General features: G+C 46.6%; 13 protein-coding genes. 10 read left to right on the top strand and 3 right to left on the bottom strand.

Going from position 1 to position 15,906, the window contains the following annotated elements; translation table 11 throughout:
* Window positions 1-67: 67 nt before the first annotated feature.
* The 9 genes from BM058_RS13450 (at window position 68) to BM058_RS13415 (ending at window position 10,614) form a co-directional block, all read left to right on the top strand.
* Window positions 68-919 carry a carbohydrate ABC transporter permease gene (locus BM058_RS13450; RefSeq protein WP_090927572.1) on the top strand — a complete coding sequence of 284 codons (852 nt, stop codon included), beginning with the start codon at window positions 68-70 and terminating at the stop codon, window positions 917-919.
* Window positions 916-1,749, top strand: a complete 834-nt coding sequence (locus BM058_RS13445; RefSeq protein WP_090927571.1) for a carbohydrate ABC transporter permease — start codon at window positions 916-918, stop codon at window positions 1,747-1,749. The genes BM058_RS13450 and BM058_RS13445 overlap by 4 nt, the downstream gene beginning before the upstream one ends.
* 16 nt (window positions 1,750-1,765) lie before the next feature.
* Window positions 1,766-3,490, top strand: coding sequence for a glycoside hydrolase family 35 protein (locus tag BM058_RS13440; RefSeq protein WP_090927570.1), 1,725 nt, complete (start codon window positions 1,766-1,768; stop codon window positions 3,488-3,490).
* Between the two features lie 26 nt (window positions 3,491-3,516).
* On the top strand, window positions 3,517-4,500 hold the full coding sequence (locus BM058_RS13435; RefSeq protein WP_090927569.1) for a LacI family DNA-binding transcriptional regulator: 984 nt from the start codon (window positions 3,517-3,519) through the stop codon (window positions 4,498-4,500).
* 17 nt (window positions 4,501-4,517) lie between these two features.
* A complete protein-coding gene (locus tag BM058_RS13430; protein ID WP_090927568.1) occupies window positions 4,518-6,533 on the top strand; it encodes a beta-galactosidase in 2,016 nt (671 codons plus the stop codon).
* 16 nt (window positions 6,534-6,549) lie between these two features.
* A complete protein-coding gene (locus BM058_RS13425) occupies window positions 6,550-8,679 on the top strand; it encodes an alpha-galactosidase (protein ID WP_090927567.1) in 2,130 nt (709 codons plus the stop codon).
* Between the two features lie 171 nt (window positions 8,680-8,850).
* A complete protein-coding gene (locus BM058_RS18025) occupies window positions 8,851-9,117 on the top strand; it encodes a hypothetical protein (RefSeq protein WP_143083030.1) in 267 nt (88 codons plus the stop codon).
* Window positions 9,118-9,200: 83 nt separating this feature from the next.
* Window positions 9,201-9,794, top strand: coding sequence for a hypothetical protein (locus tag BM058_RS13420; RefSeq protein ID WP_245736999.1), 594 nt, complete (start codon window positions 9,201-9,203; stop codon window positions 9,792-9,794).
* A gap of 112 nt (window positions 9,795-9,906) precedes the next feature.
* Entirely contained in the window at window positions 9,907-10,614 is a 708-nt protein-coding gene (locus BM058_RS13415; protein WP_090927565.1) for an SAM-dependent methyltransferase, read from the top strand.
* Window positions 10,615-10,765: 151 nt separating this feature from the next.
* Here the strand turns inward: BM058_RS13415 and BM058_RS13410 are convergent, their stop codons facing one another.
* A complete protein-coding gene (locus BM058_RS13410; protein WP_090927564.1) occupies window positions 10,766-11,641 on the bottom strand; it encodes a DMT family transporter in 876 nt (291 codons plus the stop codon).
* Between the two features lie 123 nt (window positions 11,642-11,764).
* On the opposite strand from BM058_RS13410, the gene BM058_RS13405 reads away from it, so the two are divergent.
* Entirely contained in the window at window positions 11,765-12,985 is a 1,221-nt protein-coding gene (locus tag BM058_RS13405) for an aminotransferase-like domain-containing protein (RefSeq protein ID WP_090927563.1), read from the top strand.
* Window positions 12,986-13,133: 148 nt separating this feature from the next.
* Here BM058_RS13405 and istB read toward each other — a convergent pair whose 3' ends face one another.
* Both istB and istA read right to left on the bottom strand, forming a co-directional pair.
* Complete coding sequence (gene istB, locus BM058_RS13400) at window positions 13,134-13,913, bottom strand: IS21-like element helper ATPase IstB (RefSeq protein WP_090927562.1); 780 nt, start codon at window positions 13,911-13,913, stop codon at window positions 13,134-13,136.
* On the bottom strand, window positions 13,910-15,463 hold the full coding sequence (gene istA / locus BM058_RS13395) for an IS21 family transposase (protein WP_090927561.1): 1,554 nt from the start codon (window positions 15,461-15,463) through the stop codon (window positions 13,910-13,912). The genes istB and istA overlap by 4 nt, the downstream gene beginning before the upstream one ends.
* Window positions 15,464-15,906: the final 443 nt, after the last annotated feature.

Raw genomic sequence — 15,906 nt, 5'->3', positions numbered from 1 at the left:
AAAGGGCGCACTTTCCTGCCCTTTATTCTTTCCTGTTCCGCAATCTGCGAAGAAGGCTGGGTGAACAATGAAACAGACAAAAGCTCCCTATTTTTTTATCGCACCTGCAGTGATACTATTTTTGATCTTTACGGCTTATCCGATTATTGCCTCTCTCTACTTAAGTTTTCACCAGAAAGAAGATGGGGTCTATACGTTTGCGGGGCTGTCCAATTATACCCGTCTTTTAAATGACAGTATTTTTTGGACCGCATTATCCAATACCTTCATTATATTCATTTTGCAGGTTCCGCTTATGCTGATGCTTGCGATGATTCTTGCAAGTGTACTGAATAGTCAATTGCTGAGGTTAAAGGCACTTTTCCGGGTTTCTTTTTTTCTCCCGGCCGTTACGTCTCTCGTGGCGTATTCGCTTTTGTTTTCTATTATGATGCAGGATAACGGGCTGTTTAATGAACTGCTCGGTTATATCGGTATGGACGGCATTCCGTGGCTGTCTGATTCCGTCTGGGCAAAACTTTCGATTGTCATGGCTATGACATGGCGGTGGGTCGGGTACAACATGATTATTTTCCTGGCCGGTCTGCAGAATATTCCTGAAGAGATGTATGAGGCTGCTTCCATTGATGGAGCGGGAAAAATCCGGCAGTTCTTTTCTATCACTGTTCCAAGTTTGAAGCCTATCATTCTGTTTGCGGGGATTCTCTCCACGATCGGAACGCTGCAGCTTTTTGATGAACCGTTTAACCTGACAGGCGGCGGACCGGGGAATTCCACCATGACCCTTGGCCTCTATATTTACGAAAACGGCTTCGAATACTTTGATTTCAGCTATGGAAGTGCTGTTGCCTATGTCGTAGTTGTTTTAGTGGCTATCCTTTCCTATGGCCAATTTAAATTCACGGGGGATAAATCATGAGACAGTCGACTACGAAGCGATTTCTAGGAAAACTGGGTATGTATACATTGTTAACCATATTTCTGATCATTTCCGTTTTTCCGTTTTACTGGATGCTTGTCGGTTCGACGAATCCTTCGGATAAAATGATCTCAAGTCCGCCTACGCTTACGTTCGGTAATCAGTTCATGGAGAATCTCGTGAATCTGAATGACACGGTGGGGATCTGGCGGGTCATGTTCAATTCCCTCTTTGTCGCAGGTATGTACGTAGTGATTGCCCTTATTGTGAGTACAGCGGCGGCATATGCTTTTGCAAAATTTAAGTTCAAAGGGCGGAACACGATTTTTATTATCATGATTCTCTCTATGATGATTCCGTATCAGGCGACGATCATCCCGTTGTTCCAAATGATGTCTGCTTACGGGCTGTTGGATACGTATTTCGCGCTGATCGCGCCGCAGTTGTGCTATCCGTTCGCGATCTTTCTCATGCGGCAGAACTTTCTTGCCTTTCCGGATTCGCTGCTGGAATCCGCACGGTTGGATGGAGCCCACGAGTTTAAAATCTTCACAAAAATAGTGCTCCCATCCATGAAACCGGCTCTTGCGGCAACGTCCATCTTTTTGTTTATGTACCAGTGGAATAACTTTATGTGGCCGCTTGTCGCGATACGTACGGAAGAAATGTACACCTTCCCGGTAGCGCTGTCAACGTTGAATGGGGTGTCCTACACAGACTACGGCCAGATGATGATGGGAATCTCTTTAGCAACCGTACCAATAATTATTGTATTTCTTATACTGCAGAAGCATTTTATTTCCGGCATGCTGGGAAGTGCTGTGAAGTAGGAAGGATGTTCGACCAATGCTTGAAACAAAAGAAGGAAGTTTGTACTTGGACGGGAAACCGCTGCGCATCATTTCCGGAAGCATTCATTACTTCCGCATCGTCGAGGGGTATTGGCGGGACCGCCTGGAAAAGTTGAAAGCAGGTGGATTCAATACGGTGGAAACGTACATTCCGTGGAACTTTCATGAACCGAAAAAAGGAAGGTTCATCTTGGAAGGAATGCACAACGTAGAAAGATTCATCCAGCTGGCGGAGGAGATGGGACTGTATGTGATTTTACGTCCCTCGCCTTATATATGCGCAGAATGGGAGATGGGCGGTCTTCCCGCATGGCTCCTGAAAGATCCTGATCTGCGTTTCCGCTGCTCGGATCCGGTGTTTTTAGCCCATTTGAAGGAGTATTACGATCATCTGCTTCCGGTACTCAAGACATATCAGTACTCCGAAGGTGGCCCGGTGATCGCGTTTCAGATAGAAAATGAGTACGGGGCATACGGGGATGATAAAACATATTTGGAAGCCATCCGCCGCATGTATCATGAGCATGGCATACGGGAGCTGCTGTTTACGTCAGACGGTCCGGATATGAGCAAACCGGGTTCCCTTCGTGACGAGTGGACGACGTTAAACTTCGGCTCCCGGCCGGAAGAAGCGTTTCAGGAACTGGAAAAGTGGAAACCCGGAGAGCCCCGCATGTGTATGGAATACTGGATCGGCTGGTTTGACGCGTGGGGGCATCCTCACCATACCCGCGACGCGGCAAGCACCGGCGACGTATTGAAACGGATGCTGAACATGGGCGCGTCCATGAATGTTTACATGTTTCACGGCGGGACCAATTTTCAGTTTTACAACGGAGCCAATCACTATGACACGTATGAACCGACGATTACGAGCTATGATTATGATGCGCTGCTGACCGAGTCCGGAGAGATTACGGAAAAGTTCAGGACGGTACAGCGTATCCTGGCGGAAGAAGGACAGGACGTCGAAATGATTCCCGAAGAAAAACCTGCTCGGCTTTCGGAGCGTAAGGTCGAACTGTCCCAATCCGTGAGTCTGTTTGACACCCTTTCTACCGTTTCCGCCAGGAGAAAGAACGTCACTCCATTAACGATGGAAGAATTGGATCAGTCCTACGGATTTGTTCTTTACCGCACGACGTTTGAAGGGAAAGGGATGTTTTCTGTAGAGCTGGATGCGATGCAGGACCGCGCCTTTCTCTACATTAACGGAGTGTATCAATATACGTACTACCGAAACGATACAAAAAAAGTGGTGGATCTCTTTTTTCCAGAGGAGAGCAACACCTTCGAAATCTTTATAGAGAATATGGGAAGAGTCAACTATGGAAAGTATTTATCCGAGAGAAAAGGGCTTATTCAAAACGTGTGGATTGGAAACAGGTATACGTTTGACTGGGAAATGTACTCCATTGAGCTGGAAGAACCCGTGCTGGACTTTCACCATCAGACAGATGAACGGTTCCCTAAATTTTTTGAAGGGAGCTTTTCCGTGGAGACCCCGGCGGACACCTTTGTCCAGTTAGACGGATGGAAAAAGGGAAATGTCCTGATTAATGGATTCAACCTGGGGCGTTACTGGGAAATAGGTCCTCAAAAAACCTTGTATCTTCCTGCGCCGTTGCTGCAGGAAGGAGAGAACAAAATACAGGTCCTCGAATTGGAGGGACACTCTACACCATCGCTGTCCCTCGTCCCTGAGCCGGATCTCGGGTAAATGCTGCTGCATGGAAAGGAGAAAACATGGCCACGATCAAGGAAATAGCAGACCGGGCAGGAGTATCACCATCCACCGTATCAAGAGTACTGAACTATGATAAAGCCCTATCAGTGGCAGATACGACGAAGAAACGGATATTTGAAACCGCAGAAGAACTGTCCTATCAAAAAGTACGTGGAAAGAAGACAGAGGTTCGTACCATTGCGTTTCTGCATTGGGTGGATGATCGGGAAGAACTCGATGATATCTATTATATGGCTATCCGCTTTGGGATTGAAAAAAGAGCCGACATGTCGAATGTGAAATTGGTGAAATACGGAGAAGGCGAATTGGAGCAGATTGAAGCCGACGTGGAAGGGATTATTGCGGTCGGCCATTTTAATCAGGATCAGGTTCAAGCCTTGAAAAAGCTGGAGAAAAAAATAGTGTTTGTCGATTCAAATCCCGATGAAACAGCATCCGACGCCGTGTTGGTGGATTTCGAACGTATTTCTAAGATGATTATTGATCACTACGTGGAACAGGGATATAGAGAAATTGGGTTTATCGGAGGCTATGAAACATTCAAAGATACGACGGAACCGATGACAGATTTAAGGGAGCGGTATTACAGATCTTATATGGCTGAACTTGGTCTGCTCCAGGAAAAGTTCATTTTTGTCGCCGATTTTTCCGTAGACTCCGGGTACGAACAGATGAAAAAGGCGATACACACGCTGGGAGAAGAACTCCCGGGAGCCTTTTATGTAGCAAATGATCCGATGGCTGTCGGTTGTCTGCGTGCTCTGCATGAATCAGGTTTAAACGTTCCTGATGACGTCAGCCTGATCGGAATCAATGATATCACGGTTTCCAAATATCTCTTTCCACCTCTCAGCTCCGTTAAAATTTATACGGAGCTCATGGGGGAAACGGCAGTTGATCTTGTACTGGAACGGATTCAGGAAGAGCGGAAGGTTCCGAAAAAAGTTTATTTGAGTAGTGAATTGATGCTCCGGCAATCGTGAAAAACAGGGGGTTGAATGTGTATATAGGAGTCGATTACTATCCAGAGCAGTGGCCAAGGACGCAATGGGATAAAGATATACAGTTAATGAAGACACTGGGGATCAATGTCGTCCGGATGGCAGAATTCGGCTGGTCTCTGATGGAGACGGAAGAAGGGTGCTATGATTTCAGCCTCTTTGACGATGTAATGGATCGTTTTGATAGAGCCGGTATGGCTGTCGTACTGGGCACACCGACCGCAACTCCGCCGCCGTGGATGGTTGAAGCCTATCCGGAAATACAGCCGGTCGATAAAAACGGGAGAACCGTTTCCATTGGAGCTAGACGTCATTACACGGTGAACAGCCGAACCTATCAAGGGAAGACCCGTCAGATCGTAGAAGCGATGGGCCGGCATTTCCGTCATCATCCCGCGCTTATAGGCTGGCAGGTGGATAATGAATACGGTCATGAAGCTTCCGATAGAAGTTACGGTGAGGAAGACGCGCGTGCATTTCGGCAGTGGCTTGAAAGAAAGTACGGCACGTTGGAAAACGTCAATAAACGATGGGGAACGGTATTCTGGAGCCAGGTGTACACGAGCTGGGAGCAGATCCCTGTTCCTCTTCCGGTCTATCAGGAACACAATCCAAGCCTGCTGCTGGATTTTGATCGGTTCTGTGCGGATGCTTACGACATCTACAACCAATTGCAGGTGGATGCGCTTCGTACCTGGATTCCTGATTCTCAGTTTATTACACATAATTTTGTCTATTCCGGCCTGGCCCTGGATCAGAAAAAAATGGCGGAGAACCTGGACTTCATTTCATTTGATAACTATCCGGTCTGGGGAGGGCTGGCGGAGCCGATACCTCCGGCCGCAACAGCCCGCCAGCTCGATTTGTGCCGAGGTACAAAGCAGGAAACCGGCTACTGGGTTATGGAAGAGCTGTCCGGTGCCCAGGGCTGGAGTCAAATCGGCTACCTCCCGCGCCCCGGGCATTTGAAGCTGTGGACGTACCAGGCGATTTCCCGGGGAGCAGAGGCGATTGTTTATTTTCGCTGGCGTGCAGCACGGTTTGGGACGGAGCAGTTTTGTCACGGGATTTTGGACCATGACGGTGTTCCGCGCCGAAAGTTTGATGAAACAAAAGAAGTGATACAGTCTCTCGAAACAGTCGGAGACCGCTGGATAACAGCGGAGGTAACGGCTGACATCGGCTTTTACCATGATCCGGAAAACGAATGGGCATGGAAGATTCAGCCTCAGTCCGATCAGTTTGATTATGCGCAGGAAGCACTGCGGTTTTATGAGCCGGCTTTCGCGTGGAACGTACCGGTGGACATGATCCGGGAGGATGCAGATATCTCCAGGTACCGCCTGATCATTGTTCCGCTCTACTTTTTGACAAAGCCTGGTTTTCAGGAGAAGCTCGAGTATTACGTCCGCTCCGGCGGAACGGTTGTATTTACGTATCGGACCGGGGTGAAAGACGCCGATAATATTGTGACGGAAAAGACACTTCCGGGGTCTCTTGCTGCACTGGTTGGAGCGGAAATACACGAATACGAATCGATCCGTGAGAACAATTATGCTGTTATTGAAGGAGTAAAAGGGGCTGTAGCAGGTGAAAAAGCGGAGGCACACGTATGGTGTGATTATTTGGTACCTGATACAGCGGAAACACTTGCCGTTTACCGGGACGGATGGGTGGATGAGCGGGCAGCCATTACGAAAAACAGCGTTGGAGAAGGAAAGGTTTATTATATTGGATGCGGAGTAAATACGGATTTCCTTTACACGCTGTACCGCGATATGTTTGAAGATGCTGGTGTGTCAATAATGGAGACACCGAAGAACGTGGAGATGGTCCGCCGTGAAGGAAAGTCGGAGAATTTTATTTCTATCATGAACCACGATACAGAAAAAGCCGGTGAAATAACGCTCCCACCAGGGACGTGGACGGAACCAGCAACAGGTGAATATTTTCAGGAGCGTATGGTGCTTCCGGCTCTCGGGAGTATGCTGCTGGTGCAACATTGCGAAAATTAAATGGGGAGTGGAGCAAATGGGTATTTTTCAGTTAAAGAACGAACAGCGTCTGGTACTGGAAACCAAAGAGACGGCGTATGTTATTGATATTCATAAACATGGTCACCTGCAGCATGTCTATTGGGGGGAAAAGCTTCCGGAAACAGCGGATTACGAGGCGCTGCAGTCCATTGTCTTTTCTCCCTCCTCTTTTGAGGCAACGCGCGGGGTGATGGGGTATGATTATATTCCCTGGGGAGAAATGGTGTATACAGAACCTACTCTTAAAGCCTCTTCTGCATCGGGAGAACGAGGATTTAAGTGGGAATACGCCGGTCTGGATATAGCCGCTGAAGATTCAGGGAAGCAGCAGGTTGTTATCAAGCTCCAGGATTCCCTTGGCAGGTATCAAGTGGACGTAACGTATGACGTCTTTCGGCAGGATGACATCATTGCCAGAAGTCAGACCATTACAAACATAAAGGGAGAAGCTTTATATATAGAAGCCGCCCGTTCCATGCAGGTTTCTCTGCCGCCTGCCTCGTGGTATAACCTCTCCCATCTTGCAGGGAAATGGGTGGGGGAGTTTCAGCTTATTCAGGAAGAGATCCGGGAAGGAAGGAAAACGATCGACAGCCGCCGCGGAAACACGTCCCACCATGCGAACCCGTGGTTTGCGATTGATCAAGGAGCTGGCGAAGACAGTGGAGATGTCTGGTTTGGACACCTTGCCTATTCCGGAAACTGGGATCTTCATGTAGAAAAGGATGCCCATGGATTTATTCATGTGTGCGGAGGCATTAATGATTTTGATTTTATGAAGGTGCTTCAACCGGGAGAGTCGTTTCCAACCCCGGTATTTTATCTTGGATATACCTCGAAAGGCTTTACGGGTATGAGCCATCAGGCGCACCGTTTTCAGAGGAAACATATAATGCCGGAGCCGCACAGGGAAGCAGAACGAAAAGTGTTATATAACTCCTGGGAAGCCACGTACTTTGACGTTTCCGAGGAGAACCAAAAAGCATTGGCAGATGAAGCAGCAACTATAGGATGTGAACGTTTCGTTGTGGACGACGGATGGTTTGGTAAACGAAACTCGGATCAATCCAGTCTTGGAGACTGGGAAGTAAATCAGGATAAATTTCCGAACGGCCTCGACCCATTGATTTCCTATGTAAAAGAAAAAGGGATGGATTTTGGTATCTGGCTGGAGCCGGAAATGGTGAACAAAGACAGCCGCTTGTTCCAAGAGCACCCGGAGTGGGTGTATCATTTTGCGACAAAGGATCAGACGACAGCCCGGAATCAATTGGTGCTTCAGTTCGGCCGGGAAGATGTACGTACTTATGTGAAAAATATGCTCGACAAGCTCCTGGGAAGCAGTGATATTTCCTTTATTAAATGGGACATGAACCGCTCGTTGTCGGAAGTTGGCCGGATAGGCGCTGGTGTGGGAGAGCAGAAGCAGTTATGGCATGAACATGTGGAAGGTCTTTATGACGTGTTTGACTATATCAAGAATGCTTATCCTCACGTGCTGGTGGAAACCTGTTCCGGAGGAGGCGGCCGCATTGATCTCGGTGTTCTGCAGCGGACGGATCAGTTCTGGACCAGCGATAACACCGATGCCCGGGACCGGCTTTCCATTCAGCGCGGGTGTTCCTACGCCTATCACCAGAAAACCATGATGTGCTGGGTCACTGATTCCCCTAACTGGCTGAATCAGCGCACGGTTCCTTTGAAATACCGCTTTCATTCCGCTATGATGGGCGGTCTTGGTATTGGTGGCAATCTGCATGAATGGACGAAGGAAGAAAAGGAAGAGGCCGCCCACTGGATTACTTTTTACAAACACATCCGGCCGGTGATTCAGGAAGGCCTTGCTTACCGCTTAACGGCAACTCATCCAAAGAAGGAAACGGAAATCATGCAGTACGTGAGGGAAGACGGCAGTCGTTCTGTTGTATTCCTGTTGGAAAATGGCTTATCTTTCGGTCCTCATCCGGTTCAGGTGAAGGTAAAAGGTCTGGACGAAAACGCCCGCTATTACTCCTCTGATGGTACAACGGCCACCGGTGCGTTTTGGATGAATCATGGACTTATATGGCCATTGAATGAAGAGTATCAGTGCGAGATCATCGAACTTTCGAAGGTAGAAGACTGACGCCTTAGAGATAACAGGCAGAGCCCCATCCGTTAAAAGTGGATGGGGCTTTGTTATGGTTAAAGGCACCGTAAAGAACACTAGTTTTAGTTGAAGTATCTCTTCGGATTTTCCCCTCTTCCGAAGAAGTAAGAAGCAGATACATCGGCAGTTGCCCATTGTCCATGGAGTATGAGATGGAAAATCTTATTGTTCCAAAGAGAAAAGTTTGAAATAATTGTAAGTGGAAGATGGTGTATTGATGCTGTGGTCTATGTTTATGGAGGAGGCGTTTTAATGAAAGAACCTCATGATAAAGAAATTCAAAAAGTTAAGGGAGGATATGTTAAAATAGGAAATGACAGGATCAGGACAAAGGTTAAGGACCTGAGTAAAAGAAGCTGGCTTATCATTCTTCTCCTTCTTCTGGCTATGTTTCTTCTGGATTTGTTGAATTGAGTCATTTATTTCTTTTGAGAGATACCTGAAGGGACTGAGTGGTCAACGATAAACCAGCACAAATCAGGACGAGGTGTATGGAAATGAGAAAATTAGTCATAGCAGGAACGATCCTGCTTCCAACGGCATTCCTGCTTATGGCATGCAGCGACGAGGCAGGAAGCAGCAATGAGAACGAAGATAATAACGAAACAACAGAGCAGCAGGAGCCGGCAGCCGCAGAATCAGAGAATGTTGATGCAGAAGCTTCTATGGATGCAGCGGAAGATGCTGCCGAACAGCCTGAGAGGGAAGAAGACGATGCCCTGTCGGAGTTTTCTTCGGAAGACATCGAATACGCCCGCGTGTGGCGGCAGCTGGGCGCGAACCAGGAGATAGAGGCTTTGTACGTCCGGCATATTTCATCGGGGGAGCCGTTGAACCCGGACGATGAAACGAGCGCGGTGTACCCGGAAGATGTGGTGCAGTTATCGGGAGCCCGCCTGGTGGACGGATCCGTTACCTACAGCAGCAACGGGGACGGTACGATTAATAAGTATAATGTGCCGTTACGCTGGGACGGAAAGAATCCCGCCGGCAGAGAAGTTTATACAGAGATTATCGACAATACAGAAACAATAAGAATCAACCCCGGGGAAGATAAAGAAATTATTAAACTCATCCGTCTCATGCAATAATTCATGCCGCCCTGCGGTTTTCTGATTTCTCTATTCCCTCATTCAAGGATGGGTGTTTTTAGGACGATGCTTATGCTACTATGAGTATAATCTTGAATAGAGGTGAGTATAGATGAGCAGAGTTGAGCAGAGTACAAAGTTAGACTTAGAGAAAATCGTTTTTATTGGGAGAACCTACGAAGAGTATTTGGATATGTTTTCTCTTTCGGTGGAAGAACTGAGAGGAAAAAGAATACTTGATTGTCCTGCAGGAGCATGTTCTTTTACTGCAATGGGACAAAAAAATGGATTAGATGTCACTGCATGTGATATTGCATACGATCATGCAGGAGAAGAACTTGAAAATAAAGGACTACAAGATATCGAACATGCGATGGAACACATGAAAAAAGCAGAAAAGAATTATATTTGGGACTATTTCAAAGACATAGATGGCCTCAGAAGATACCGCTTAAGCGCATTAGAGGAATGTTCTAATGATATGAGGAACTTTAGCGAACGATACGTTCCCGTCACCTTACCTTCCATGCCGTTTAAAGATGAAGAGTTTGACGTTCTTCTTTCCGCTCACTTTTTATTTATGTATGCGGACCGATTAGATTATCCATTTCATATCGAAACAATAAATGAGTTATTAAGAGTTTCTAAAGAGGAAATCCGCATTTTTCCCTTAGTTGATTTGGAAGGGAAAAGATATAGGCATTTAGATAAGTTGCTGGATTACCTTACTAATAATGGGTGTTCCGTTGAAGAAATTAAAGTATCATATGAATTTCAGGTAAACGCTAATTCCATGTTGAAGATTAAAAAAGGTTTATAAAGTAAGGGCAGCGACCAACGTTGTTCTTATGCAGTATATTTTTTTGATTGTCCTTTTCTGCCCGATTCATAGCATTACCTCTGTGGTTTTATTTTGTTTATGAGCCATTTTGTTACAATTTATGCTAACAGGAAATGTTATGCTGAGTCTATCACTTTTGTTCTTTTCCTTTCCCTGTGTATAAAGTAGAAACGGAGACCCCGGCTAAAACGATAACACCGCCTGCGATCGATAGAAGGGTGGGTGTTTCGCCTATCCACACCCAGGAGATGATGATGGCCAGGACAGGGGTGAGGTACAAGGAACTGGTGGCTTCCGATGCGCCTTGTTTTGATGTGGCGTATGCGATGGCGAAGTAAGGAATTACGGTCGGAAACAGGCCGAGATACAAAACGGTGAGTAAACTCTCCATAGAGGCCTGCTGCACAGCTTCCGCCGCACCGGGGGTGGAAATCAGCATGAAGAGGGTTCCGGCCCAGATGGTGTACGTCGTAAATGGAATGAACCCATACTTTGTCAGATAGTTCGATTGCAGGACAAAATAAACACTCTCCCCCAGAGCTGCCGTTACAATCATCAGCACCCCCCATTCTAAGGTAAAACCTCCCCCTGCATCGAACGAGATAAGAAACACTCCGAGTAATGCCGTGATAGAACCGGCCCATCCGTATGTACCAAAGGTTTCTTTTAAGAAAAGCCTGGCAAGCAGCGCGGAAAGGAGCGGCGTGGTCGATACGAGGAAACTCGCTGCTCCGGCACTGACGGTTTTTTCTCCGATACTAAGAAACGTGTGGTAGACGGAAAAGCCCAGGAATCCGAGAATCAAAATGGCGGGAAGGTCTTTTCGTTCCGGAAGTTTCATTTTGGTGACTGCGGCAGCGATGACCAGGGCGGTGGAACCAATCAGCAGCCGCAGCATCGATACATGGAACGGGCCAAACGATTCCAGTCCCACGCGTATAGCTGGAAACGCGGAAGCCCATAGAATAATCGCTGCGGCATAGGCGGATAGTACACGAAGAGGCATTTGTTCATCATCCTTACGATTAGAAGGTGTATTTGATCTTACAGCTCTTATGGTAAAATAGTTACTAAGAATTGGAATCAACCATTTCCGTGAAAGCAATGCCAACCAATCAAGGGTGAAAATATGAATCCATCAGGTACGACGTACAGGGATATTGTGGAATACATCGAAAAGAAAGCAGCAGAAGGGGAGTGGTCCGCCGGGCGGAAACTTCCGACCCAAAGGGAGATGGCTGCTGCATTCGGGGTGAACCGGAGCACGGTGATTCATGCGCTGGATGTGTTGAAAGAGAGAGGAATCATAGAATCGAAAACAGGAAGTGGGACGTACGTTTCGGATTATGATGCCTCCACCTTATCAAAGCGCTTTGTCAACTGGACGGACTTTTCAAAGTACAGTCTTCATCCAACGAACCACGACATCGTGAGAAAAATAAACAAGCTGGAGCTGGATGATTCGATCATACAATTAGGCAAGGGGGAGCTTCACGAGGAGCTGTTTCCCAAGCGTTTATTTGATGAATCGCTCTGCTCGCTGGAGACGACGTATCATCATTACGGATATGATGACGGCACGGGGGATTATAGATACAGAAAAGCGGTCTCGTCCTATTTGAAGGATCGGGGGATTGCTTCCAGTCCGGACACTATACTGCCGGTATCCGGTGCGCTGCAGGCGCTGCAGTTAATAACGCTTGGCTTACTGCAGATGGGGGCCACCGTCTACACACCGCAGATTTCGTATGTTCATTCCCTGCATGTTTTTCGAACATCCGGTATGCAGCTGAAAAGCATTCCGTTTAAGAAACAGAGGCTGGATACGGAGTACCTGCGGGACGATTTGTCCAAAAACAAGGGATCGTCTATGTTATATGTCAATCCGACATTTCAAAACCCGGTAACAACCACGCTGGATGATCAAAGCCGAAAAGAGTTGGTGGAGCTGTCGCGGGATTATCAAATGCCTGTCATAGAAGATGATATCTTCCGGGATTTATGGATCGACCAGGAGCCGCAGCCACCCATCGCATCTTTCGATCACAACGGGCATACGCTGTTTATCGGAAGTTTTTCCAAGACGATGGCGCCAACGCTTAGAGTCGGCTGGATGACAGGCCCGGCAGATGTCATGGAGAAGCTGAGTGATCTGCGGATGCAGCTGGACTACGGCACCAGTTATCTCCCGCAGCTTGCCATGTATGATTTTCTTGAAACAGGAAAATACGACGAGCACCTGAACACGCTGAGAAAAAAACTTCGGGACAGACGAGACACGCTGGCCCAACTTTTGGAGACATACATAGCTGATGCTGCAACCTGGGAGATTCCCGAAGGAGGCATGTGAGTACGGCGGACGACTTTTACCACTTATGCCATCTTTTTTACCACCTTTTGCGGATAAATGTACCACTTTATGCGATTCTTTTTACCACGCTTCGAAAAACGGGTGAAACCAGTCTTCTTATGGTTTCACCCGTTTTCATTATTATTTTCTAAAAGAGAGCGTTGTTCTCTTCCTGTTCCTTTTCTTGTTGAACGCCGAAACGTTCTCGCATAGATATCTTTCCGTCAATGAAAATGTCATACGAATCATGGACAATACGGTCGAGAATGGCTTCTGCCAAGGTGCCGTCTCCCAGCTTTTCATACCATCCATCAATATCGAATTGGGAACAAAATATCGTAGATTGTTTAGCCTGACGCCTGGCATTAATGATTTCCAGCAGAAGAGCTGCTTCTTCATTGGTCAAAGCATGAAGCAGCCATTCATCAAGGATCAGTAGATCCACCTTCAACAGTTTTTTCATCAATTTAACGTAGCTGTCATTCTGCTGATATTTGGCTACTTTAAATGATTCTAATAAGTCAGGCAGTCTTGTATACTGAACCTGAAAAAACTGGCGGCATGCCTGTACTCCAAGAGCTGTAGCTATCCATGTTTTCCCGGACCCGGATACTCCTTTTAATATAACGTTTCGGCCATCCAGAAGATAGTTCCCCGCGGCTAAACGGAGTAGTAAATGTTCATCCAACTTCCGATCCTCATAATATAAAATATCTTCTATCGAAGCTTCTTCTGGAAAGCCGGCTTGTTTCAGAAGGCGGTGTAATTTGTTATTTTTACGTTGGGATTCCTCATGATCAATCAAAATGCCTAATAGCGTGTCAAAATCCATCTCTCTGTTTTCTTTCCTTAAAAGAAGCGTTTCATAGGCTTCCGCCATGCCTGATAGTTTTAGGGTTTTTAGTTTATTGATATTCTGCTGGTTCATTTACGTTTCCCTCCAAAATAAGAAGCACCGCGGGTAAAACCGTGCTTCGCATCAACTTCTTGATTTTTCTGCGTTAACGTTTTCTGCTTGGTTTCTCTTTTATTGTTTTTGATTAAGGTCTGGATACTTTTGACCGTAGGTCGGTTTGTAACGTGACACGCCATGTGACAAGCTCGTTCTATCTCTTGAACGGAATAGGTGCGTTCCAGTTTCTTTAAGGCAAAAATGGACTTCATAGCTTGTTTTTCGATGGTGTAGCTGTCCAGCAGATATGTTACAACCCGGAGGGTATACTCTCCTATTTTCGTTGCCCAGTCCAATGCTTCGGCCGGTGTTTGTTCGGCATACTGTTTATGATGAGCCGGCATGTGATCAGCCAGGGTGGAATATTGACCGTATTTCCCATATAATGTTGGATGAGAGGCTATTCTCATGTGATGAAAATACACTTCTACTGCCGTGTCTGAAACTCTTACATCGACCTGCTTCCTAATATAGTCATAGGGAACGGAATAAAACATGCTCTTCACCGAGATATGGTAATCGGGCTGAACCTTGGCCGTCCGCCATTCAGCCATCTGATACGGCTTAGCGGGAAGAGGGGAAAGGGCGAATTTCTCCTCCTCCATAAACGCTGACCATCTCGATCCTTCTTTTTTTGTAAAAGGACGATGATTAAACGCTTCGAGCTTTTGGTGAATCTCTTGATTCAACTCTTCCAACGTAAAACATTGACTGTTTCGTAAAGAAGCAATGATCCACGTGGAAACGGTATTAACGGAGCTTTCCACGCTGGCTTTATCCTTTGGTGCCCTGACTCGGGCCGGTATAATAACAGATTGGTAATGACGTGCCATGTCTTCATATGTTTGGTTTAACACCAACTCTTTGAATGTGTGTTTGGTGACTCCGGTTTTCAGATTATCGGGAACGATGATTTGAGTCACCCCTCCCATGTAGGCAAATGCGCGCTGATGGAGTTTAATCCAGGCTGCTAAGTCCATGGATAAAGAACCCTCTACATACGAAAGCTGAGAACAAGGAAGTGTCGCTACAAATACATAGACTTTGATTTTTTCTCCCGTATCAGGATCGGTGATAAACAACGTGGATCCGGCCCAATCCACCTCCAATGCTTCTCCCGGCTTTCGACGAATCCGCATCGTTGCTTTATATTTTTGAGCAAAGCGGTGATAGTGTTCGGTAAATGTCCGGTAGGCATAAGGGATCCTGCCCTGAGCCTGTGCTTCTCGCTTATATTCCTCGTGAAGCAGCGTCAAGGTTACATTCGGTTTAGCCAGTTCAGCATACAAATAGTCAAAATCAATCACATGCCGCCCTGAATCTTCTAATTTTTTCTCAGGATAAAGAAAATCTTCAATCCAGGGATCCGTCATATCTTCATCCAATGGACACTTCAACCCCCGTTTTTCCGCAAGTCGGATGACTTCTGTCACCTTTTGCCGGGAGTGATGAGTTATAGCGGCAATGCTTCGTAAACTCCTTTCTTCTTCACCTTGTAATTCCAGTATTCGACGATAAGGAAACATAAAAAACCTCCTGTATTCCTAATGTCATGCCGTAAGGCATGCCCACTAAGTATACAGGAGGCAGTGGAATGGTAAAGACAAATGCAGAGAGTGGTAAAATACGCTGCATTCGTTGGTAAAAAAGATTGCATTGGTGGTACAAATCAAATGCCGTACTCAGCATGTTCATCTGGGTGCGGTTTGCAGATGACATAAACGTTCGGAGGCTGTTTTCTGCGCTTGTGGACACGGGTGTCTTAATAAATCCAGGCTTCATCTACAGCTATTACCATAATCAATACGCCAGGTTGTCTTTCACCAGTTCTTCTCTGGAGGACATGGAATACGGGGTAAAGGTAATAAGAGACGCGGTGGACGAACAAAAGTGACGCAGTCGTTTCATCGGGTGAAGGAACACTGTGCATGTATTTTCTGATTTATCGAATTTTTTAGTATATTTTAGT

Source organism: Salibacterium qingdaonense, from assembly GCF_900114715.1.
Classification (GTDB): Bacteria; Bacillota; Bacilli; order Bacillales; family Marinococcaceae; genus Salibacterium; species Salibacterium qingdaonense.
Note: the sequence above shows the minus strand (reverse complement) of the source record. Positions and strands in the feature narration are given on the sequence as shown.

Coding starts and splice junctions, on each gene's coding strand:
- BM058_RS18025 (WP_143083030.1), top strand. CDS start 8,851: ATGAGATGGAAAATCTTATTGTTCCAAAGAGAAAAGTTTGAAATAATT.
- BM058_RS13415 (WP_090927565.1), top strand. CDS start 9,907: ATGAGCAGAGTTGAGCAGAGTACAAAGTTAGACTTAGAGAAAATCGTT.
- istB (WP_090927562.1), bottom strand. CDS start 13,913: ATGAACCAGCAGAATATCAATAAACTAAAAACCCTAAAACTATCAGGC.
- BM058_RS13445 (WP_090927571.1), top strand. CDS start 916: ATGAGACAGTCGACTACGAAGCGATTTCTAGGAAAACTGGGTATGTAT.
- BM058_RS13440 (WP_090927570.1), top strand. CDS start 1,766: ATGCTTGAAACAAAAGAAGGAAGTTTGTACTTGGACGGGAAACCGCTG.
- BM058_RS13435 (WP_090927569.1), top strand. CDS start 3,517: ATGGCCACGATCAAGGAAATAGCAGACCGGGCAGGAGTATCACCATCC.
- BM058_RS13425 (WP_090927567.1), top strand. CDS start 6,550: ATGGGTATTTTTCAGTTAAAGAACGAACAGCGTCTGGTACTGGAAACC.
- BM058_RS13405 (WP_090927563.1), top strand. CDS start 11,765: ATGAATCCATCAGGTACGACGTACAGGGATATTGTGGAATACATCGAA.
- istA (WP_090927561.1), bottom strand. CDS start 15,463: ATGTTTCCTTATCGTCGAATACTGGAATTACAAGGTGAAGAAGAAAGG.
- BM058_RS13450 (WP_090927572.1), top strand. CDS start 68: ATGAAACAGACAAAAGCTCCCTATTTTTTTATCGCACCTGCAGTGATA.
- BM058_RS13410 (WP_090927564.1), bottom strand. CDS start 11,641: ATGCCTCTTCGTGTACTATCCGCCTATGCCGCAGCGATTATTCTATGG.
- BM058_RS13420 (WP_245736999.1), top strand. CDS start 9,201: ATGAGAAAATTAGTCATAGCAGGAACGATCCTGCTTCCAACGGCATTC.